Origin of the sequence: Nonomuraea sp. NPDC049504 (genome assembly GCF_040676845.1) — a bacterium.
In the GTDB taxonomy this organism is placed as follows: Bacteria; Actinomycetota; Actinomycetes; order Streptosporangiales; family Streptosporangiaceae; genus Nonomuraea; species Nonomuraea salmonea.
In genome coordinates this window covers 264,064-285,605 of record NZ_JBFAPT010000002.1, presented here as the reverse complement: position 1 = coordinate 285,605, position 21,542 = coordinate 264,064, and the positions used below count along the sequence as shown (strand labels likewise).

Sequence of the window (21,542 nt, the reverse complement as noted above, 5' to 3'; positions counted from 1 at the left end):
ACGCCATTATGTGGGGATCGCTCCGGCGGAGGTGGCGGAATTCGGTGACCCATGCTTCTTTCGCAGGTGACATGGTGTCAAGCCGAATTCATCGATGCTTATCGTTTCTATCAAGTTGACGAATCTCGAAATTTCCGGCACGTCGCCTCTGGGATAACTCCCGTCACAGCTTTCACAGCGATTGCGGGCCCCCTAATCGCGCTCGCCATGCCATTCCCGTCAACAGGCGCACCCGGCCACGTTCCGGACGCTACTTTGGGCGCCCGAAGTCGACCCAGGAGACGGCACATGCGGATCATGCTCACCGTGATCGGCGGGCCCGGTGATGGGCAGGGAAGCGGACCCCGTCACGGGCAGGCCGGCGAGGCCGGCCGCGAGCGCGACGGCGGACAGGGTGACCGTGACGTCGTGATCGACGCCGACGACGGGCTCACGGTGGCCAGGCTGAGCGCGGCGCTCTGCGACGAGCGCCCGCTGGCCGACGTCCTCCGCCTGCCCCAGGCACGGGCCCAATCACGGGCCCAATCACGGGCCCAATCACGGGCGCCGTACGCCCCCGCCGCCGCGGGCGCGCACGTGCCCAGGCCGCGCCGCCCCGAGCGCTCCGACATGGGGCCGCCCGTGCTGTGGCGCGACGGCCGCCCGCTCGACCCCGCGGCCAAGGTCACCGCCGTGCTGCGCGACGGCGACAAGGTCACGCTGGACGCCGCGCTCGCCCGTGCCACCGTCGTCGAGGAGCCGGGCGGCGTCGCCGAGGTCCGCGTGGTCGGCGGCCCCGCCGCGGGAGCCGTGCACCGCCTGGGGCTCGGCGTGCACGTCATCGGGGCGGACCCGATGTGCGCGATCACGGTACGCGACCCGGCGCTCGCGCCCGAGGCCGTCACCGTACGCGTGCGACCGGAGTCGATCACCGTCGAGCCGGCCTGGCGGCCGCCCGGCGAGGCGCCGAAGCTGAAGCTCAAGGGACGCTGGGCCGAGGAGGTCGCCGAGCTCACCGCGCGGACCGCGGAGCGGCAGGCGGCGGAGCTGTCGGCCGGCTACGGCGAGGTGCCCGAGCTGGACGGCGAGCCGGTCACCGACCCCGTCGAGTGGCCCGACCAGGCCGTGCTGACCTGCGGCTCCTCGGTGTTCGTGCTCACCTCGATCGAGCCGAAGGACGCGCACCTGGCGCCGCGCACCGAGGGCGGCGTGGCCTACAACCGGCCGCCCCGACTGCGCAGGCCGGAGCCGCAGCGCACGTTCGTCAAGCCGAAGGCGCCCACCAGGAGCGAGGGGATGCGGCTGCAGCTGCTCGCCGCGTGCCTGCCCGCCGTGCTCGGGCTGACGCTGGCGATCGCGCTTCAGCAGTGGTACTACCTGCTCGTCGCCTTCATGACGCCGATCATCATGATCGGCCAGTGGTGGAGCGACCGGCGGCACGGCAAGAAGCAGTACAAGAAGGCGGTCAAGGAGCACCAGGAGGAGGTGCGGGCGTACGACGAGGCCGTCGAGCGGGCCCGCGCCGCCGACGAGGCGGCTCGCCGGGCCGACGCGCCCGACCCGGCCCAGGTGCTGCTGACCGCGACGGGGCCGCGCCGGCGGCTGTGGGAGCGCAGGATCCACGACTCCGACGCGCTGCGGCTGCGGGTGGGGCTCGCCGACCTGCCCGCCGACCTGGAGCTGTCGGAGGAGCAGGGCGGGCCCATCGACCCGCCCGTCTGCCGTTCCGTGCCGGTGGCGCTGCCGATGCGCCGGCTGGGCGTGGCGGGCGTGACGGGCCCGCGTACGGCGGCGACCGGGCTGGCCGGCTGGCTGATCGCGCAGGCGGCGACCCTGCACAGCCCGCGCGACCTCGCCATCGTGGTGGTGTCGGCGCACGCGGACGCCGAGCGGCGCTGGGGCTGGCTGCGCTGGCTGCCGCACTGCACGCCGCAGGCAGGACAGGAGTGCGTGGCGCTGGTGGGCACCGACCCCGAGTCGGCCGCGCGCCGGGTCTCGGAGCTGGCCGCGCTCATCGACGAGCGCCAGAACACCACGATCCCCGAGCTGGGCAAGGTCCCGACCGGCTGGGACGACCTAGGCGGGCCGGAGAAGCCCACGTTCTCCTCTTATGACATGCGCCCGTACGACGTGCTGGTGATCCTCGACGGCGCCCAGGTGCTGCGCGGCCTGCCGAACATGCCGCAGGTGCTGCGGCAGGGGCCGCGCGCCGGGGTGTTCACGCTGGCCATCGACGAGGACCAGCGGCTGCTGCCCGAGGAGTGCCAGACGGTGGCCGCGTGCGGTGACGACGGGCTCGTCCACCTGCGCGGCGGCGGCCTCGACGTGATCGGCCCCGTCCTGTCCGACCGGGTCTCGCCCGCCTGGTGCGACCGGCTGGCCAGGGCACTCGCGCCTATCCGCGACGTGAGCAGGGACGACCCCGGCGGCAACCTGCCCGACGCGGCCCGCCTGCTCGATCTGATGGCCATGCCGGCGCCCTCGGCCGCGGAGCTGGCCGCGAGGTGGGGGAAGCGAGGCAGCACGCAGGCGCTGATCGGGGTGGGCCCCGACGGTCCCTTCTCGGTGGACCTCAAGCTCGACGGCCCGCACGGGCTGATCGCCGGCACCACCGGCGCGGGCAAGTCGGAGCTGCTGCAGACGCTGATCTGCTCGCTGGCGGTGGCCAACAGGCCCGACCAGCTCACGTTCGTGCTCATCGACTACAAGGGCGGGGCGGCCTTCAAGGAGTGCGTACGCCTCCCGCACACGGTCGGCATGGTCAGCGACCTGGACGGCCACCTGACCCAGCGAGCCCTCGACTCGCTGGCCGCCGAAATCAGGCGCAGGGAACGCCTGCTGCTGTCGGCGGGGGCCAAGGACATCGACGACTACGAGGGGCCGGGGCTGCCCCGGCTGGTGCTGATCATCGACGAGTTCGCCGCGCTGGTGGCCGAGCTGCCCGACTTCGTGACGGGCCTGGTGGACATCGCCCGCAGGGGCCGCTCGCTGGGCATCCACCTGATCCTGGCCACCCAGCGGCCGGCCGGCGTGGTGACGGCCGACATCCAGGCCAACACCTCGCTGCGGATCGCGCTGCGGGTGACCGAGCCGGCCGAGTCGGCCGACGTCATCGACCAGCCGGACGCGGCGCACATCTCCAAGAACACGCCGGGCCGGTGCTACGTGCGCTCGGGCGCGGGGGCGGCGGTGGCCGTCCAGACCGCCAGGGTGGGCGGGCGCGGCCCGGCGGCGGGCGGCGAGCGTGCCGCGGCCCGCGTACGGGTGCTGGACGTGGGCTGGCGCGCCCTCGGCAAGCCGCTGCCGCCGCCCCCTCAGGGTGACGAGGAGGACGCCGCCACCACGGACCTCACGCTGGTCGCCGACGCGCTCATCGAGGCCGCCGAGCTGGCGGGCGTGCCCGCGCAGCCGAGCCCATGGCTTGAGCCGCTCCCCGACCGTCTCGTCCTGGACCTTCCCGCGGGCCCGCGGGCCCAGGACGACGAGGTGCGGCCGCTGCCGTTCGGGAGCACCGACCGGCCGTGGTCGCAGGACAGGAGCCCGCTGGCGCTCGACGTGGCGCACGGCGGTCACCTGCTCGTCGCGGGCGCGGCGCGCAGCGGGCGTTCGACGGTGCTGCGCACGATCGCGGGCTCGATCGCCGCCCACACCTCCCCCGACGACGTGCACGTGCACGCGGTGGACTGCGGCTCAGGCGCGCTGCTGCCGCTGGTGGCGATGCCGCACTGCGGCGCGGTCATCACCCGCGATCAGCTCGACCGCATGGAACGGCTGCTGAACCGGCTGAAGACCGAGGTGGGGCGGCGCCAGCAGCTGCTGGCCGAGGCCGGGCACGCCTCGCTGGCGGAGTACCGGCAGGCGGGGCACCGGCTGCCGTGGCTGGTGTTCATGCTGGACCGCTGGGAGGGCTTCGTGGCCGCGTTCGAGGGCTACGACTACGGCAGGCTCATCGAGTCACTGCTGCAGCTGCTGCGCGAGGGCCCCGCCGTGGGGCTGCGCGCGGTGGTCACCAGTGACCGGTCGGGGCTGCTCGGCCAGGTGTCCACGGTCTTCGACGACCGGCTGCTGCTGCGGCTGTCCGACGCCGCCGACTACGGCCTCGCGGGGTTCCCGCTCAAGGGCCTGCCGTCGGTGCTGCCGCCGGGCCGGGCGCTGTCGATGGGCGAGCACGGCATCGTCGAGCACCAGATCGCGCTGCTCGCCGCCGACCCGGCGGGTCCCGCGCAGGTGGCGGCGCTGCAGGCGCTGGCCCGCGAGGCGGGCCCGGCCGCTGGACGGCCATGGGGTGCGGGCGGCCCGCCGCTGCGGGTGGACGCGCTGCCGCTGCGGATCACCGCCACGCAGGCGATGGAGCTGGAGCCCGGCTTCAGCCCGCCGTCGCCGCTGTGGGCGCTGATCGGCGCGGGCGGCGACGCGCTCGCGCCGCTTGGTCTCGACCTGCTGGCCCAGGGCCCCGGCGCGGTGGTCGCCGGGCCGTCCCGCTCGGGGCGCTCGTCGGTGCTGGTGACGGCCGCCCGGTCGCTGATCGCCCAGGGCACGCCCGTGGTCGCGGTCGCGCCCAGGCGCAGCCCGCTGCGGGACCTGGAGGGGGCCGTGGCGGTGCTGGACGGCGAGGCGACCGACCTGGCTGAGCTGGTGGCCGACCTGCACGACTACGTGGTGCTGGTGGACGACGCCGAGCTGATCAACCCGGACGGGCCGCTCGGCACGGCGCTTGAGGAGGTGCTGCGTTCCGGGCGGGACGGCGACCACGGGCTGCTGATCGCGGGAACGACAGGGGACCTCGCGGTGGCGTACCGGGGGTTCGTGGCGGAGACGCGCAAGGCGCGTACGGGGGTGCTGCTCGCGGTGCAGGGGCAGACCGACGGGGACCTGTTCACGATCCGGCTGCCGCGCGGCGCGACGGGCGGGCCGCAGGGCCGCGGCTTCCTGGTGACGGCTGGGACGATCACCCCGATCCAGGCGGCCCTGCCGGACGAGTGACCCCGCCGGCGCGACCCCTAAATCAACAAAAATCGACTCATTCCGGTGAACATCCTGCGAAACCGCTAGCCGGGGCGATCATCGAGCTGGCAGGCTTCGGTGCCGTGCGTAAGAAGATCCTCATCGCGAGCGCGTGTGTCACCGCGGCGCTCCCCCTCCTCTGGACGACCCCCGCCTCGGCCGTCTCCACTGCGAGCGCGGCCGCCGCCGGCGTCACCTACCAGCTTCCCTTCCCCTGTGGGGAGAAGTGGGTGGGCAGCAGCAAGAGCTCCGCCCACACCGCCGGCAACGAGATCGACTTCAACGGCAGCGCGGGAGACGGCAACGGCGACCTCGGTCGTACCGTGGTCGCCGCGGCCGCCGGCAAGGTCGTGATGTCGGAGTACCGGACCACCGACGGCTTCGGCAACGTCATCAAGATCCAGCACTCCGACGGCACGGTCACGCTGTACGCCCACCTCAACGCCCGCTCGGTCGCCAAGGGCGCGAGCGTCAAGCAGGGCCAGAAGATCGGCACCGTGGGCAAGACGTCGGCCAAGTACAGCCTGATCTCGCACCTGCACTACGAGGTGCGCACGTCCGGCGGCTCGATCATCCCGGCCACCTTCAACGGCGTCCGGTTCAAGTACCCGAACCAGACCGTGACCTCGAAGAACTGCGGCGGCGGCAGCGCACCGACCACGAGTAACAAGACCGGCGGCGGCGGTAACCCGTACACGGCGCCCCAGGTCTGCGGCTCGGGCTTCAAGCAGATCGACTCGGCCTCGCTGGGCAGCCAGGGCCGGGTGGCGCTGCTCTACAACGCCTCCAACGGCCAGAACTGCGTGGTCGCGCTGCGCAACAGCGGCTCGGGCAAGGCGTCCATGACCGCCTACCTGGAGGTCAAGGGCAAGAAGCGGGCGATCGACAAGGGCAGCTTCCAGTACTACGCGGGCCCGGTCCGTGCCAAGGCGCTGCGCACCTGCGTCAAGTGGGGCGGCTCGATCGGCTCCGCCAAGTACGACAGCCCGTTCGAGCACTGCGCCTGACGTTCACGTTCGTAGGGATGTTCGCGGCAGGGCCCTGCCGTCTCAGCGATACCTGAGGGGCTGCTGAGACGGCAGGGCCTTTATGCTGATGCGCGGGTTTTGTCGCAGGGAGGTGCCGTGCAGACCAAGAAGGACCTCTACCAGGCCCACCGGCTGCAGCAGCAGCGGCTCGGCATGGCCCTGTTGCAGGCCGAGCCCGACGTGGCCGAGCCGCCCACCCGGCGGCAGAACGTCGCCACCTTCGGCGGCATCCTGGTCGCGGTGCTCATCATGGCGGTGTTCGGGATCTGGGGAATGATCAAACCGGGCAACGCCACCAAGCTCACCGACCCGGGGCAGCTGCTGGTCGAGGAGGAGAGCGGCGCCAAGTACATCTACAGCGAGCAGCAGCGGCGGATGCTGCCGGTCGCCAACTACGTCTCCGCGCGGCTGGTGCTCGACTCCGCCGAGATCACGACCAAGACCGTGACCGCGGCCTCCCTGGCCGACTACGCGCGCGGGCCGCTCATCGGCATCTCCGGGGCCCCCGACTCGCTGCCGGTCAAGGAGAAGCTGGTCAAGGCGCCCTGGTCGGTGTGCGTGGTGGAGGGGCCCGACAAGCTCGTCGGGAGCAAGTCGTACACCAGCCTGGTGGGCGGGCAGGACGTCGGCGGGCGGCCGATCGGCGGGGACGCGATGGTGGTCTCCGACGGCCGCCAGAACTGGCTCATCTGGGGCGAGCGCCGCATGCGCGTGCCCGCGCACGGCGTGCGCGCGCTCAACGCGCAGCCCCGGCAGGTGCCGGCGGCCTGGCTCAACGCGCTGCCCGTCGGCCACGACTTCGACGGCCCGCGGGTGCAGCAGCGCGGCAAGAAGATCCGCAGCGGCGGCAAGGTGGCCGCGACGGTCGGCCAGGTGTTCACGGTGCCGGCCGCGCAGGGCACTCCGGCCCGCTACTACGTGCTGCTCGCCGACGGCCTCGCGCCCATCTCCCCCGTGCAGGCCACGCTCCTGCTGGAGAACCCCGAGAGCAAGAAGGCGTACGGCAGCGCCGCCGTCAGGGCCATCCCGATCGACGCCGCCTCCGCCAACGCCTCGCCCTCGAAGACGAACGTCATGGACACCTCGCTGCCGCAGGCCATGCCGAAGGTGATGGGCGTCAACGGCTCGGTGCCGCTGTGCATCGTGTACGGCGCCACGCAGGCCGGCTCGCTGGCCACGAAGGTGACGGCGGGCAGCAAGATCCCTATCCCCACCCCGGCGAGCTCGGCCGTGCAGGGCCAGTACGACCAGATCCTGCTGCCGCCGGGCAGCGCCGTCGTGGCCGGGCTGCTGCCGGGCGAGGGCCAGATCAACGCGGTGACCAACGCGCTGTCCCTGATCACCGACCAGGGCGTGCGTCACCCGCTGCCGTCGGGCGACGTGCTGGGCAAGCTGGGCTACGATGCGGGCGACGTCGCGCCGGTGCCGGCGAGCATCATGCACGCGATCCCGCAGGGCCCCGCCCTGGACCCGGCCGCCGCCTGGACACCGCTGACGGCCGGGAGCAAGTGACGCGGGCCCGGCTCAGACGCCCACGTTTCCGAGCATGCCCAGGTCGGGCTTGTTGGCGCCCGCCTTGGCGAGCGGGGATTCGGTGAAGTCCACCTCTTCCACGTCGTACTGGATGGCTCCGTCGATCAGGTCCGGCGTCTTGGTGGGGACGGCGTTCATGGCCAGCAGATCCTTGCTGGCCTGGTTATAGACCACACCCGCCGCGCCCACCGCCATCGCGACCCTCAAGATGACCTTGCGGTGTTGCGTGAAGATCCTCAAAGCCGTCGCGTGCATCTTCACCACGACCTTCATGACGCTTTGCATGACGGCGATGCGGGCGACCGGATTAAATGTGGAGGCGACCACGAGCGCCGCGAACCCGGCAAGAGCGCGGGCGATCCACTTGAAGAACTGCAGCACCCAGTGGGAGATATGGGCCGATGCCTTGAGCGTCTGGCCGCAACCCTCCCTGTTCCTGTCGAGCGTCTCCAGCTTCCGATCGAGCTCTTCCGCCCTCTTTTGGAACGTCGTGTAGGCCTGGCCCTTCCAGTCCTGCTTGCCGATCTCCGCGACCATCCGCTTCAGCTCCGAGCGCAGGACCGCGAGGTCGCCGGCGCCGGCCGCGGTCGGCGACCCCTTCGAGTCGGCGACGGGTTTCACGCCGACCGGCGTCGCGTCGAGCCACTGGTCCGCGGCCCGGTCCTGCTCGGCCGGGTCCATCGTGACCATGGCCATGAGGGCGACCAGCGGCCGCGCGTACGGCATGACTGTCGACGCCAGTCCAGCCATGCCCAGGGCGACCAGGTACTCGTTGCGATCCGACTCGTAGGCCATGCGCTGCTACACCTCCTCGTTGCGGATGACGGCCGGGCCGTGTTCCTCGTCGAAGCCCCAGGCGCTCTCCTCCTCGCTGAGGTACGGGCCGCCCTCGCCGTTCTTCTCGTCCCGGTTCATGGCACCGGCGCCGCCGCCCATGGGCGGCGGGTAGAACGGCATGCCGGAGTTGAGCGCCTTGGAGATGCTGCCGGGCGGCGGCGTGCCGCCACCCGCGCCGCCGGAGCCGCCGCCGCCTATGCCGCTCTCGGGAACCAGGCTCGTCCGCGGCATGGTGTTCGTGGTGCGCGGGTCGAAGGCGTTGGGGTCGGGGATCCGGGCCTGCGGGATCTGGTTGGCGAGGTTGCGGTCGATCCCGGCGAGGTCCGAGGTCGCGGGCTGGTCGAGGCCCTTGAGATCGGGGTCTTGGATGTTCGGGTCCGGCACGTTCGGATTAGGGATGTCCGGGTTCTGCGCGTTGGGGTCCGGCAGGTTCGGGTCCGGCACGTTCGGGTTGGGCATGTCCGGGTTCTGCGCGTTGGGGTCCGGCAGGTTCGGATCCGGGACGTCCGGGTTGGGTATGTCCGGGTTCTGCGCGTCCGGGCCGCCGGGGCCTGGGATGTCGACACCGGGGGTGCCGGGGCCGTCGATGTCCTCCATGCCCGGCACCTTCGGGCCGCCGGGCGACTTCAGGTCCGGGTCGAACGGGCCGATGTTCTTCATGTCGCCGGGCCCCTGGGGCATCTTGACGCCCCCCGGGCCACCGGGGTTCTTGTTCTTGGCCTTGCTGGCCTGCTCCGCGGCGTCGACGTTCTCCGCGATCTGGTTGATCGCGGCCTGCCAGGACTCCAGCACCTGCTGGCCGCTCGCCAGCGCGTCGGCGGCGCCGTCGCGGACGTTGCGGTGCACGACGTTGAGGCCGCCCCCGATCACGCCGAACGTCAACGGGCTCATGTCGATGGCGCGGGTCTTCTCGCTCAGGTCGCCCATGGTGGGGGCGTAGCTCCCGACGTTCTTGCCGAGGCTGCGCACCTTGTCCGGCTTCATGTCGAGCTCGGGATCCTTCTTGAAAGGATCGACGGCGCTCCCGAAGCTGCTCAGAGCTGAGGAGAACGGGTCACTAGCGGCCGATGGATTCGCCATACGCCCCCCTTGTCACATCAAGCACATACGTTATCTGGCAAACCGGCACCATCCACCCCATTGATATGGAAAATTGACGTGATCACGTGCGACCCTAGTGATCGATGTTCACTACTGTGACGACCATGCCGACAGTGCGCGGTCGGCGGTAGTAAGCCGACCAGCAAGGAAGGAGAGCCTGTGGGCGCCGAACCGCAGACTCAAGTAAGCCAAGCCGATCTCGTCGCGGCGGTGCAGCGTATCGAGGACGCGGCCATCCGGCTGCGTACCATCCAGCGCAACCTCGACACCGCGGGCGTGGAACTCAAGCACAACTGGGTCGGCCAGTCGGAGGCGGCGTTCGACGCCGTGCACAAGATCTGGCACCAGCGCATGGACGTTGTACTCCAGAGCCTGAAGACCCTGGCCGAGAACATCACGACGAGCAACAGGAACTACGTCCAGTTCAACCAGGAGCGCGAGGAGGCGACCAACAGGATCGCCGCCGCGATCAACGCTGGATTCAACGGCCGGACCTGACGCACTCCAGGAGGACAGCATGCCTGCAGACGACATCTTCGACGTCACAAAGGTCAATTTCCAGGGCCTGGGCAAGGGCGAGGAAGCCTTCGCCAAGGCGTTCAACGACATGGTCACCTGCCTCGACGAGCTCGAGCGCGACCTGCTGGCCAAGAGCGCGATCTGGCAGGGCCAGACCAAGACCGTCTTCGACGAGGTCCGCAAGCTCTGGGAGCTCGAGGCCAGGGACATGTCGCAGTTCGTGGAAGCGCTGAAGTCGAACATCAACGTCACGAACATGAACATGCAGCAGGTCGAGATGATCAACAGCCGGATCTTCGACCACAAGTAAGACCCAGGCGATCTCGCCGGGGCCCTGACAAAGGGGGAGCATGGGCACCGATCGTGGAGTGGACCTCAGCAAGGAAGCGATCAAGGCGGCGCGGAGAGACCTGCTCGAGGCCCTCAAGCAGCTGGCCCCGGAGAAGGCCGGCGATGACGTGTCGCCGGCCTTCGCGTCGCAGGGGGGCGTGAACCAACTGACCACCGACTCTCAGGCCATGTACGGGTTCTGGCCGGCCGCGATGGGCTTCCAGGCGAGCGCCAACAACGGCATCGCCGCGGTCACCGCCTCGTACGAGAACATCGTCAGCCAGCTGAAGAACGCGATCGACCTCCTGGAGGAGGCCGTGGGCGGCTACGACGGTGTGGAGAAGGACAGCTCCGAGCGCTCGAACACGATGCGGGTCTGATGGCCGAGCAACAGCAACCGATCAGGACGCAGATCGACCAGACCGAGTTCGACGGCGCGACCACGCAGATGGTGCGTGAGACGCTCACCGCCAACAAGCCGGAGCTGCTCCGCACGGCGGCGGGTGAGCTGATGACCGCCAAGAAGCGCCTCGACAACCTGGTCGAGGTGCTCGACAAGCACCTGCGGGCGCTGGACGCGCGTTGGACTCAGGGCGATGACGCCAAGATCGTCAAGAAGGCGCTGCGCAAGCTGCGCGACTCGGCCGCCGACGTCTCCACGACGATCAACGCCCAGCCCGCGGACGCCAAGCAGTGCGCCACGAACCCCTCGGGCGTCGCCCCCGCCCTCCTGCTGCAGGCCCACACGCTGGCCACCTACAGCGGAAGCAAGCTGCCCGAGACGCCCGACAGAGACGTCTCCTTCCTGGAGGCCGCCTTCCAGGGAGGGACGACGGGAGCAGGCGTCGGTGCGATCGGCGGCGCGTTCTTCGGCGGCGTGGGCGCGGGACCCGGCGCGGTGATCGGCGCCGTCTTCGGCACGGTCGCGGGCGGCATCACGTCCCTCTTCACCGACGGGCCCTTCGCCAACCTCGTCGGCGAGTCCAAGGAGGAGAAGGACAGGAAGCTCGCCAAGGAGCACATCCGGCTGCTCAGTCAGGCCACCGCGGCCAACAACCAGGTCTTCCCCGCCCAGCTGCGGACCGACATCCCGCTGTTCGACCTGGGCCCGGGTGACATGCCCAAGACGCCCTATGGCGGCGGCCCCAACGTGCGCAACGTCGGTTTCAACCCGAATGACACCGGCCTCGGCGAGTTCGCTCCGCCCAACCAGGACGGCCTCTACGACCCGAGCCAGCACCAGATCCCCGGGCTCGGCGGCGTGGGCGGCCTCGGCGACGGCCAGAATGGCACGGGCCAGAACGGAACCGGGCTCGACGGCCTCGACGGCATCGGCGGCACCGGCGGCACCGGCTCCGACGGCGCAGGGCCTGACGGTACCGGCATCAACGGCACCGGCCAGGACGGCACCGGGCTCGACGCCATCAACGGCGCGAACCTCCCCAACGGCAACGGAGTCGACGGGACCGACCTCAAGGCTCCCGGCACCCCGGACAGCACCTCGCTGGCCGGCCTGCCGGACCCGTCCCAGCTCGGCGGCCTTCCGAACCCCAACACCGGCGTCAACCCGCCCGCCTCCACCGGGATCGGCACCGGCTACGCCGGCGGCCCGGGCGGAGGCGGCTCCGGTGGTCACGGCGCCGTGGGCGGCGCCCTCGGCGGACCGGCCGGTGCGGCCGCCATGCGCGGGCTGGGCGGCGGCGGCCTCCCGATGATGCCGATGGTCCCGCCGAGCGGTCAGAAGCAGGAGGAGAAAAAGAGCGAGATGGGGCGCAGCGCGTACGTGTGGGACGAAGAGGACTACTTCTCCAGCGACGTGCCGACCATCGACGCCAACATCGACAGTGGTACGAAAGGCAGAGCATGAGACCGGCTGAAGACAGCTCTCCGGTGCCCGAACTGGAGCTGGCCAAGGACTTCCCCGGGCTGGAGGACGACGGGCGGGGCCCGTACATCGACCACTCGGAGGTCAGGGCCGTCGTCTCGCGGCTGCGCGAGGAGCTCGGCTCGCTGTACGGGAACCAGCCGGCCAACATGAGCGCCACCTGGAGCGGCCCCGGCACGGTCGGCGAGGTGGCCGGGCTGGGCAATGTCGGGCCGGGCGAGACCGGGTCCTGGGAGGTGGCCAGCAGCTTCGGCTACAACACCGCCCGCGCGTACGAAGTGTTCGGCGACAGCTACAGCGAGCTCATCGGCTACGTCGAGAAGTGGGCGGAGGCGGTCGAGCGGGCCGTCTCGAACTACGAGAAGGGTCACGCCGACAGCAGTGCGTGAGAAGCGGCAGGGATGAGAGATGGCCGATCAGTGGGAGCCCATCAGGATCTACAGCTACCTCGGTGAGAGCAGGCCGGACCTGAGCGTCACCAGGGAGCGGGTGGTCAGCTATCTGAACGGCACCGACCCGGACAGCATCGAGAGGGCGGGCAAGAGCTACGTCGAGGCGGCCAAGCTGATCAAGGGGGAGGGCGGTGTCCAGGGTGCGCTGATGAAGGCGGCCAAGGACCTGTCCGAGGTGTGGCGGGGCGACGGCGCCAAGCAGGCGCTGAAGGCGCTGCGGCTGCTGCACGCCAGCGCGGGCGCGCTGGGCGAGGCCATGCAGAAGACCGGCGAGCCGATGCAGAAGTACGCCGAGCGGGTCCGGCACTACCGCTCGACCGTGCCCGCTCCGGCGGGCAACCCGGAGGAGAACTCCGGCGGCGGCATGACGAACGGCGGGCCCGGCGGCGAGCCCAGTGGCGAGACCGCGCCACCGGTGATCGACAGCAGCGGCGGCAGTGGCGGCGGCAGTGGCGGCGGCTCGGGCCGCATGGGCTACGCCCCGCTGGACGCCGACGCCGACGAGCGGGCCAGGAAGCACCTGGAGAGCCTGAACAACGAGATCGCCGACATCAACGCGCGGATCGCCGACGGGCTCGCGTTCGAGATGCCGACGATCAATCCGCTGACCGTGGACACCCAGCCGGCGAACAAGCTGACCGCGCCCACGGTCACCGACCTGTCCAACGGCAACGGCGACGGCCGCTGGAACGGCGGCACGTCCGACCCCGACGTCACGACGGGCTCCGGCGACAAGACCGGCTCAGGCTCGACCGGCAACGGCTCCGACGGCACCGGCAACGGCTCCGACGGCTCCGACGGCACCGGCAAGGACGACGGCGACGAGGGCGACGGCACGACCCAGCCGCAGGACCCGGGTGGGCAGGGCCAGGACGACCCGTCCACGGGCGACGACCCGGCGACCCAGCAGCCGGGCACGGAGACCCCGCAGCAGGACCAGCCGGGCGACCAGGACCAGGAGCAGGACCAGCAGGACGTGCCCCCGGTCATCACCGCCGAGGACTCGGGGACGGACCTGGCCCAGACCACGACCCAGCCGCCGCCCACGACGACCACTCCGAACCCGTACGCGACGCCGAACCCCTACACCTCGACGCCGCCCGGGGTCCTGCCGACCACCCAGCCGCCCGGCGGCACCCCGTTCACCGGCGGCGGCCCCACGGCCGGCGGCCCCTGGTACGGCGCCGGCGGCCCCGCCGCCACCAGCCCCGCCGTGCTGCGCGGCGGCGGCACCCCCGGTAACGGCTTCATGGCCTTCCCGCCGGGCGCCATGGGGGCGGGCGCCCAGGACCACTGCGACGAGCACACCAGGGAGTACTACGACTCCGAGCCCGACATCTGGTCGCCTCCCGTGCCGACCAGCCCGGAGAAGCTCTGCTGAGGAGCCGGCCGGGTCCCTCGCGGGACCCGGTCAGCCCTCCATCCGGTTGCGGATGCGGACCAGCTCGCCCATGACGTCCTCGAAGGTGCGGTTGTAGGCGGACTCGGCCCGGTGGATCATCTCCATCGCGCCGTCGGCGTTGCCGGCCCAGCGCATCGGGTTGTCCTCGCCGAACAGCTCCTCCATCGCCTCCGAGGTCTGCCGTTGCAGATCGGCGGCGGCGGCCGTGAACGCCTCCTTGATGCGCGCGGCCAGCTCGCCCGACGACAGGCGCATGGCCTTGGGATGCAGGATCACGTCCTTCAGCCCCGCGGCGACGAACTCCACCGTCACCAGGCCGTCCTCGTCCTGCCCCGTGCCGACGATCTCCTCCAGCGCGGGCCCCAGCTCGGCGATGCGGGCCATCTGGGCCTCGTTCTTCTTCAGCAGCTCGTCGACGTCGACGCCGCTGAAGTCGAAGTCACGATCCATCATGCTCTCTCCAACTCTCTCAGTACGGTGCTCAGCCGGACAGGCCGCGGATCCAGACGTAGACGTCGAGCACGCCCAGCGCGAGCGGGAACAGCGCGACGAGCAGGATGACGTCCACGATCTCGCCCGCCCGGCCCCAGAACGGCGACAGCCGCCCGGAGGGCAGCCACAGCCCCAGCCCGACGACCAGCATCGACAGCCACAGCAGCGCCATCACCACGGCAGCCGCCGCCACGGTGCCCGAGCCCGTACTGAGCATGACGGCCATCGTGCCGAGCCCGCCGAGCCCCGAGCACAGCAGCCAGAGCCGCTGCCCGAGCCCGCCGAAGACGCGGGCGCGCAGCAGCAGCACCAGGCAGAGCACGGCGGCCATCGAGCCGGACATCCAGCCGGGCTCGGCGACCAGGAAGGCCAGCGCGCCGATCGCGGTCATGGCGATGCCGGCCACCATGCCGGTGGCGTACCTGCTGGCCTGGGCGGTGCGGGCGAGGATGCCGTCGCTGTCGACGCGCTGGTTGTCGGCGCGCAGCTCCTCGGCGTTGGTGGGCAACGGGGGCAGCGGCACTCTGGCGATCTTGAACGACAGCGTCGGGATGAGCGGGCTGAGCGCGATGAGCACGGTCACGGTCATCGCGGCGGTGCCCGCTGCGGGCACGCCGAACACCATCACCATGCCGGCCGCGATCGCGCCCGCCACGGTCGCGATGGCGGTGCCGAGGAAGCCCGCCACGCCGTCGGCGACGACCGTGCCGCCGATCGTGGCCACCAGCGCCGTACAGGTCAGGGCGGCCAGCAGGTGGGGTGCGCCGACCCCGGCCAGTGTGGAGCCGCTCATGAGGCCGTACAGGCCCGCGAGGAAGGCGTACGGGAGCGCCGCGTAACCGATCAGGGCGCCGGCCGAGGAGTCGCCCACGGCCCTGGACAGGGCCGCGCTGACGCCGATCAGCAGCAGCGCCAGCATGCCCGCCACCACGGTCACGCCGAGCGGCTCGCTGCCCGACAGGGCCAGCGCGGGCACGCCGAGCACGAGCAGCACGGAGGCGGCCCCGGCGCCGAGCGTCCTGGTGTGGCGGCCCTCCCACTTGCCGGTGCTCTCCGAGACGCCGGTGGCGACCACGTCGGCCACGTCGTCGTAGAGCGCGGGCGGCAGCTGGGCCTCGCGCGGGCGCAGGTAGAGGATCTCGCCGTCGAGCACCCCCAGCGCGGTCAGCGTCTGCCCGAGGTCGAACGGCGCCCCGCCGAGCCGCTGCAGCACCCATCCCGGCGCGCCCGCCGCGTCGCCGCCCGCCTCGCCGACCGCGCGCAGCAGGCCGGGCAAGACGTGCGGCAGCGGTACGTCGGCCGGCAGCGCCAGGTCCACCCTGCGGCGCGGCGCGACGATCGTGACGTGGCAGAGCGGCGCCAGCGGCATGTGCGGCCGCGGCTGCCCGCCCTGCCCGGCGGGGGGCGCGGGCGGTATGGGCTGCATCGGCTGCATCGGCTGGTGGGCGAGGGAGGTCACGACCACTCCAATGACTGGCTGGCTAAATCCGACATGGCGAACATATAGGGACGGTGTGTCTGGTAAGAAAGTGTCTCAGGTGACAGGAGGGTTGTCCGCCCAGTGAGCATCGTTGTCGTACGGCGGCCGGAACGCCGCCCGAGTCCTCAGCCACCGCGTGGAGAGATCCTGCTGGAGTCGCCGCCCGAGATCCCAGAGGTGCAGCCGGCCGGATTCACCGGAATCCTGATGTACGTGCCCATGCTGGCCGGCGGCGCCGCCATGGGCCTGATGTTCACCGCGGGCGGCAACTCCAACCCCATCATGTACGTGGCCAGCGGCCTGTTCGCGGTCTCCATGCTGGGCATGACGGTCGGCCAGCTCGGCCGCAACTCGGGCGAGCGCAAGAACCGGCTGAACGGCCTGCGCCGCGACTACTTCCGCTACCTGGGCCAGATCCGCAAGCGCGTCCGCAAGGCCGCGATCCAGCAGCGTGAGGCCCTGGAGTGGAGCGGCCCCGCCCCCGACACGCTGTGGTGGGTGGCGATGGGCCCGCGCCTGTGGGAGCGCAGACCGCGCGACGACGACTTCGGCACCGTACGGCTCGGCACCGGCGTGCAGAAGCTGGCCGTGCAGCTCGTCCCGCCCGACACCAAGCCCGTCGAGGACCTCGACGCGCTGACCGCGGGCGCGCTGCGCCGCTTCGTCAGGGCGCACTCCACGGTGGCCGGGCTGCCGGTCGCGGTGGCGCTCAACTCGTTCGCCAGGATCCGGCTCACCGGCGACCAGCGGGCGATGCGCTCGCTGGTCAGGGCCATGATCGCGCAGCTCGTCACCTTCCACTCCCCCGACGACATGCGGGTGCTGGTGTGCGCGAGCGGCGAGTGGATGCCGCACTGGGACTGGGTGAAGTGGCTGCCGCACGCGCTGCACCCCGACGAGGTGGACGCGGCGGGCAAGGTGCGGCTCATGGCCGAGAACATGAGCCACCTCGACCAGCTCGTGGGCGACGAGCTGAAGGAGCGGGCCAGGTTCCGGCCGAACACGGCGGCCGACGCGCTGCCGTACCACGTGGTGATCGTGGACGGCGGGCACGTGCCGCACGACTCGCAGCTCGGCACGGACGCCATCCAGGGCGTCACCGTGATCGACCTGTCGGAGGCGACGGGACCGGTCGAGGAGGCCGCCACGCTGCGGCTGGACATCCAGCCCGACGGCTTCCACATGGTGAAGATCGACCACGCGGGCAAGCGCTCGTCCACCCGGCTGGGCGACCCCGACCGGCTCGACTACGCCAGGGCCGAGGGGCTGGCGAGGCAGCTCGCGCCGCTGCGGGCCTCGGCCGGCTCCGACGGCGACGCCCAGGACGTGCTGGGCACCAGCATGACGCTCACCGACCTGCTCGGCGTGGGCGACCCCGCGCTGCTGCAGGCCGCCGTCACCTGGCAGCCGAGGGCGGGACGCAACCGGCTGCGGGTGCCGATCGGGCTCGGCGCCGACGGCCGCGTGGTCGAGCTGGACATCAAGGAGTCGGCGCAGGGCGGCATGGGCCCCCACGGGCTGGTCATCGGCGCCACCGGCTCCGGCAAGTCGGAGCTGCTGCGCACGCTCGTGCTCGGCCTGGCGATCACGCACTCCTCCGAGATACTCAACTTCGTGCTCGTCGACTTCAAGGGCGGCGCGACGTTCCTCGGCCTGGAGACGCTCTCCCACGTCTCGGCCGTCATCACCAACCTCGAGGACGAGCTGCCGCTGGTCGACCGCATGCACGACGCGCTGCACGGCGAGATGGTGCGGCGCCAGGAGCTGCTGCGCGCGGCCGGCAACTACGCCTCGCTGCGCGACTACGAGCGGGCCCGCGAGCAGGGCGCCGACCTGCGGCCGATGCCGACGCTGTTCATCGTGCTGGACGAGTTCAGCGAGCTGCTGGCGGCCAAGCCGGAGTTCATCGACCTGTTCGTGATGATCGGCCGGCTGGGCCGCTCGCTGGGCGTGCACCTGCTGCTGGCCTCGCAGCGGCTTGAGGAGGGACGGCTGCGCGGCCTGGACACGCACCTGTCGTACCGGATCGGCCTGCGCACGTTCTCGGCCATGGAGAGCCGGGTGGTGCTGGGCGTGGCGGACGCGTACGAGCTGCCGTCCGCGCCGGGCAACGGCTACCTGAAGTTCGACACGACCGGCATGACCAGGTTCAAGGCCGCGTACGTGTCAGGCGTCCACCAGTCCGACCCCGCCACGTCGGGCGCCACCGACGGCCAGGCGCCCATCCGCGAGGTCGTCGAGTACAGCCCCGCCTACCTGCCGCTGCCCGAGATCCCCGAGCCGGAGGAGCCCGAGGAAGAGGAGGAGCCGGAGCCGGCCGCCGCCGGTCAGCGCAGCCTGCTCGACGTCGTCGTCTCCCGCCTGAGCGGGCACGGCCCCGCCGCGCACCGCATCTGGCTGCCGCCGCTGTCCGAGCCGCCCACGCTGGCCCACCTGCTGCCGCCGCTGTCCGTCAGCCCCGAGCACGGCCTGTCCACGACCGGCTGGCAGGGGCGCGGCAAGCTGCACGCCGTCGTCGGCATCGTGGACAAGCCGTTCGAGCAGCGGCGCGACCCGTACTGGCTGGACATCTCCGGCGCGGCGGGACACGTCGGCGTGGCCGGCGGCACGCAGAGCGGCAAGAGCACCATGGTCCGGACGCTGGTGACCGGCATGGCGCTCATGCACACCCCGCGCGAGGTGCAGTTCTACTGCCTCGACTTCGGTGGTGGCGCACTCGCCTCGCTGGAGGGCCTGCCGCACGTCGGCAGCGTGGCCACCCGGCTCGACGGCGAGCGGGTCCGGCGTACGGTCGCCGAGATCGCCGGCATCCTGGAGCGGCGCGAGCGCGAGTTCGGCGAGCAGGGCATCGAGTCGATGGCCGCCTACCGCCGCATGCTCCAGGAGGGCACGATCGAGGGCGACGGCTGGGGCGACGTGTTCCTGGTCGTGGACGGCTGGCTGACGCTGCGGCAGGAGTTCGACTCGCTGGAGCCGACCATCACCGACATCGCGGGCCGCGGCCTCGGCTACGGCATCCACCTGGTGGCCGCGACCAACAAGTGGTCGGAGTTCCGGCCCAGCATCCGCGACCTGTTCGGCACCAAGATCGAGCTGAAGCTGGGCGACTCCTACGAGTCGGAGGTCAGCAGGAAGCAGGCGATGGCGGTGCCCGAGAGCACGCCGGGCCGCGGCCTGACCAAGGACGGCTTCCACTTCCTGTCGGCGCTGCCCAGGATCGACGGGGTCCAGAACTCCTCCGACCTGGCCGCCGGAGTCAGGGCGCTGGTGCAGGCCGTACGCGAGTCGTGGCAGGGCCCCGTCGCGCCGCCCGTACGGCTGCTGCCCGCCGTCCTGCCGGTCTCCGCGCTGCCCGAGGACCCCGACCGCATCCCGATCGGCATCGACGAGGCGTCGCTGTCGCCGATGGCGCTCGACTTCGACTCCGACCCGCACTTCGTGGTGTTCGGCGAGAACGAGAGCGGCAAGTCTAACCTGCTGCGGCTCATCTCCGAGGGCCTGGTCAGCAGGAAGGAGCCCAGCGAGGCGATGCTGATCGTGATCGACTACCGGCGCTCGCTGCTCGACTCGGCCGTCACCCCGCACCGCATCGGCTACGCCGCCTCCAGCGCCGCCGCCGCCAGCCTCATCAACGACGCCAAGGAGGCGCTGCTCAGCCGCCTGCCCCCGGCCGACCTGACGCCCGAGCAGCTGCGCGACAGGAGCTGGTGGCAGGGCTCCGACCTGTACGTCATCGTGGACGACTACGACCTCGTCGCCACCTCGGCCAACCCGCTGCACCCGCTGGTCGACCTGCTGCCGCAGGCCCGCGACATCGGCCTGCACCTGGTGCTGTCGCGCCAGATGGGCGGCGCGAGCCGGGCCATGTTCGACCCGGTCATCCAGCGGCTGAAGGACATGGCGACGCCCGCGCTGCTCATGTCGGGCAGCAAGGACGAGGGTTACCTGTTCGGCAACGTGCGCCCGCAGCCGCTCCCGCCCGGCCGCGGGCACCTGGTGGACCGCCGCTACGGCTCGCGCCTGATGCAGACGGCGTTCCTGGACGCAGAAAGGGGGACCGACCATGGCCGACCTTGACATCCATCTCTCCGCGCTCGACCGGTGCCGCACCGCCATCAAGAAGGCGGCGGGCCAGTACCAGGACACGCTGACCGAGCGCAATCCCGGCGAGCTGACGTACGACGCGGACGGGGAGGTGCACAACAACCGCACCCCGGTCAGCGCCGACACCTTCGGCCACCTGCCCGGCTCGGCGGGGCTCGCGTCGGCCGCGAACAGCGTCTGGTCGGCGCTCATCGGCGAGATGGACGAGGCGCGCAAGAAGCTCAAGGGCACCGAGCGCGGCCTGAGCGACGTCGAGGAGAACATCCGCGCGGCCCACCGGGCCACGTCGTGAGCGTCGCGCACCTGCCCGGCGGCGCCGCGCTCGACGAGATGCTGCGCAAGGTGACCGGCAAGCCCGGCGGCATCGACAAGATCGCCGAGCAGTGGACGGCGTCGTCGGGCGACATCGAGGAGTTCGCCGGGGCGCTGTCGTCGGCGGTCAGGAACGTGGACGAGGCTTGGAACGGCCGCTCGGCCAAGAGCTTCGACGACTACATGCGCAAGTACGGCACCGCCGCGGAGAGCCTCAAGACGGCGCTGAACGACTGCGCCGCCGCGCTCAAGTCCGCCGCGTCCGCGCTGCGCGAGTCGCACACCGAGATCTCCTCGATCTGCCGCGACCTCAGCACGAACGCCGCGAGCTACCGCACCCGGTACATGAACGAGCACCCGGACGCCACCGAGGCGGACGTGCGGCCCGGGCTCGCCGCGCTGGTCGAGCAGGCCAAGAAGGACGCCAAGCCGTGGGTGGACGCCGCCGAGACGGCCGTCTCCAAGGCCAAGAAGGACATCGGCGAGCACCTGAAGAACCGCCGACTGACCTTCCACGCCATACCGGACGTGACCACCCAGACCTTCACCCCCGAGAAGGGCCGCAAGCTCGACTGGGTGCCCGACCCCGACTACCAGACGGAGGGCACCTCCGTGCAGGGCGGGCGCGGCACGGAGCTCGGCGCCGGCACGCCTTCCGGCGGCTTCGGTGGTTACGGCCCCAGCGGCGCGCCACCCTCCGCCGGCGCGGCGACGCCGCCCGAGCGGGTCAAGGCGTGGATCGAGGAGGCCGTACGGATCCTCACCGCCGCCGGCGTGCCCGCCTCCAAGATGAACGTCAACGACATCTGGCGGATCATCCAGCACGAGTCCGGCGGAAACCCGCACGCCATCAACACCTGGGACTCCAACGCGGCCAGGGGCACCCCGTCCAAGGGCCTCATGCAGACGATCGACCCCACGTTCAACGCCTACGCGATGGACGGGCACCGCGACATCTACGACCCGGTGGACAACATCATCGCCGGCGTCCGGTACGCGATCTCCCGCTACGGCTCCGTCTCGAACGTGCCCGGCCTCGTCAGCAAGACCTACGTCGGCTACTGACGCGGACGCCCCCGGGGCC

General features: G+C 71.5%; 16 protein-coding genes. 12 read left to right on the top strand and 4 right to left on the bottom strand.

Annotated elements, in window-relative coordinates; all coding sequences use genetic code 11:
* The first annotated feature begins 288 nt into the window (after positions 1-288).
* The 3 genes from AB0K28_RS04630 (at position 289) to eccB (ending at position 7,523) form a co-directional block, all read left to right on the top strand.
* Positions 289-4,962, top strand: a complete 4,674-nt coding sequence (locus AB0K28_RS04630) for an FtsK/SpoIIIE domain-containing protein (RefSeq protein WP_364365064.1) — start codon at positions 289-291, stop codon at positions 4,960-4,962.
* A 104-nt stretch (positions 4,963-5,066) separates the two neighbouring features.
* Positions 5,067-5,990 carry a M23 family metallopeptidase gene (locus AB0K28_RS04625; RefSeq protein ID WP_364365061.1) on the top strand — a complete coding sequence of 308 codons (924 nt, stop codon included), beginning with the start codon at positions 5,067-5,069 and terminating at the stop codon, positions 5,988-5,990.
* A gap of 117 nt (positions 5,991-6,107) precedes the next feature.
* Entirely contained in the window at positions 6,108-7,523 is a 1,416-nt protein-coding gene (eccB, locus tag AB0K28_RS04620) for a type VII secretion protein EccB (RefSeq protein WP_345396315.1), read from the top strand.
* A gap of 12 nt (positions 7,524-7,535) precedes the next feature.
* Here eccB and AB0K28_RS04615 read toward each other — a convergent pair whose 3' ends face one another.
* Both AB0K28_RS04615 and AB0K28_RS04610 read right to left on the bottom strand, forming a co-directional pair.
* Entirely contained in the window at positions 7,536-8,339 is an 804-nt protein-coding gene (locus AB0K28_RS04615) for a WXG100 family type VII secretion target (RefSeq protein WP_345396313.1), read from the bottom strand.
* 6 nt (positions 8,340-8,345) lie between these two features.
* On the bottom strand, positions 8,346-9,461 hold the full coding sequence (locus AB0K28_RS04610) for a hypothetical protein (protein WP_364365057.1): 1,116 nt from the start codon (positions 9,459-9,461) through the stop codon (positions 8,346-8,348).
* 180 nt (positions 9,462-9,641) lie between these two features.
* Here AB0K28_RS04610 and AB0K28_RS04605 point away from each other — a divergent pair, with 180 nt between their 5' ends.
* The 6 genes from AB0K28_RS04605 to AB0K28_RS04580 are packed head-to-tail and all read left to right on the top strand — an operon-like array spanning position 9,642 to position 14,049.
* Entirely contained in the window at positions 9,642-9,980 is a 339-nt protein-coding gene (locus AB0K28_RS04605) for a WXG100 family type VII secretion target (RefSeq protein ID WP_345396307.1), read from the top strand.
* A gap of 19 nt (positions 9,981-9,999) precedes the next feature.
* Positions 10,000-10,311, top strand: a complete 312-nt coding sequence (locus AB0K28_RS04600) for a WXG100 family type VII secretion target (protein ID WP_345396304.1) — start codon at positions 10,000-10,002, stop codon at positions 10,309-10,311.
* Between the two features lie 40 nt (positions 10,312-10,351).
* Positions 10,352-10,711, top strand: a complete 360-nt coding sequence (locus AB0K28_RS04595; RefSeq protein WP_364365053.1) for a hypothetical protein — start codon at positions 10,352-10,354, stop codon at positions 10,709-10,711.
* A complete protein-coding gene (locus AB0K28_RS04590) occupies positions 10,711-12,198 on the top strand; it encodes a hypothetical protein (protein ID WP_364365050.1) in 1,488 nt (495 codons plus the stop codon). Before AB0K28_RS04595 ends, AB0K28_RS04590 begins: the two co-directional genes overlap by 1 nt.
* The gene (locus AB0K28_RS04585; protein WP_364365047.1) at positions 12,195-12,605 is read left to right on the top strand and encodes a hypothetical protein; all 411 of its coding nucleotides are present in this window, start codon (positions 12,195-12,197) and stop codon (positions 12,603-12,605) included. The genes AB0K28_RS04590 and AB0K28_RS04585 overlap by 4 nt, the downstream gene beginning before the upstream one ends.
* Before the next feature lie 19 nt (positions 12,606-12,624).
* A complete protein-coding gene (locus AB0K28_RS04580; RefSeq protein ID WP_364365044.1) occupies positions 12,625-14,049 on the top strand; it encodes a hypothetical protein in 1,425 nt (474 codons plus the stop codon).
* 30 nt (positions 14,050-14,079) lie between these two features.
* On the opposite strand, the gene AB0K28_RS04575 is transcribed toward AB0K28_RS04580, so the two are convergent.
* Both AB0K28_RS04575 and eccD read right to left on the bottom strand, forming a co-directional pair.
* A complete protein-coding gene (locus AB0K28_RS04575; protein WP_364365041.1) occupies positions 14,080-14,523 on the bottom strand; it encodes a YbaB/EbfC family nucleoid-associated protein in 444 nt (147 codons plus the stop codon).
* Between the two features lie 28 nt (positions 14,524-14,551).
* Positions 14,552-16,021, bottom strand: a complete 1,470-nt coding sequence (eccD, locus tag AB0K28_RS04570) for a type VII secretion integral membrane protein EccD (RefSeq protein WP_364365038.1) — start codon at positions 16,019-16,021, stop codon at positions 14,552-14,554.
* 102 nt (positions 16,022-16,123) lie between these two features.
* Between eccD and eccCa the strand changes: the two genes are divergently transcribed.
* The 3 genes from eccCa to AB0K28_RS04555 are packed head-to-tail and all read left to right on the top strand — an operon-like array spanning position 16,124 to position 21,523.
* The gene (gene eccCa, locus AB0K28_RS04565) at positions 16,124-20,119 is read left to right on the top strand and encodes a type VII secretion protein EccCa (RefSeq protein WP_364365035.1); all 3,996 of its coding nucleotides are present in this window, start codon (positions 16,124-16,126) and stop codon (positions 20,117-20,119) included.
* The gene (locus AB0K28_RS04560) at positions 20,106-20,438 is read left to right on the top strand and encodes a hypothetical protein (protein WP_364365032.1); all 333 of its coding nucleotides are present in this window, start codon (positions 20,106-20,108) and stop codon (positions 20,436-20,438) included. Before eccCa ends, AB0K28_RS04560 begins: the two co-directional genes overlap by 14 nt.
* Positions 20,435-21,523, top strand: coding sequence for a transglycosylase SLT domain-containing protein (locus AB0K28_RS04555; protein ID WP_364365029.1), 1,089 nt, complete (start codon positions 20,435-20,437; stop codon positions 21,521-21,523). Before AB0K28_RS04560 ends, AB0K28_RS04555 begins: the two co-directional genes overlap by 4 nt.
* Positions 21,524-21,542 lie beyond the last annotated feature (19 nt).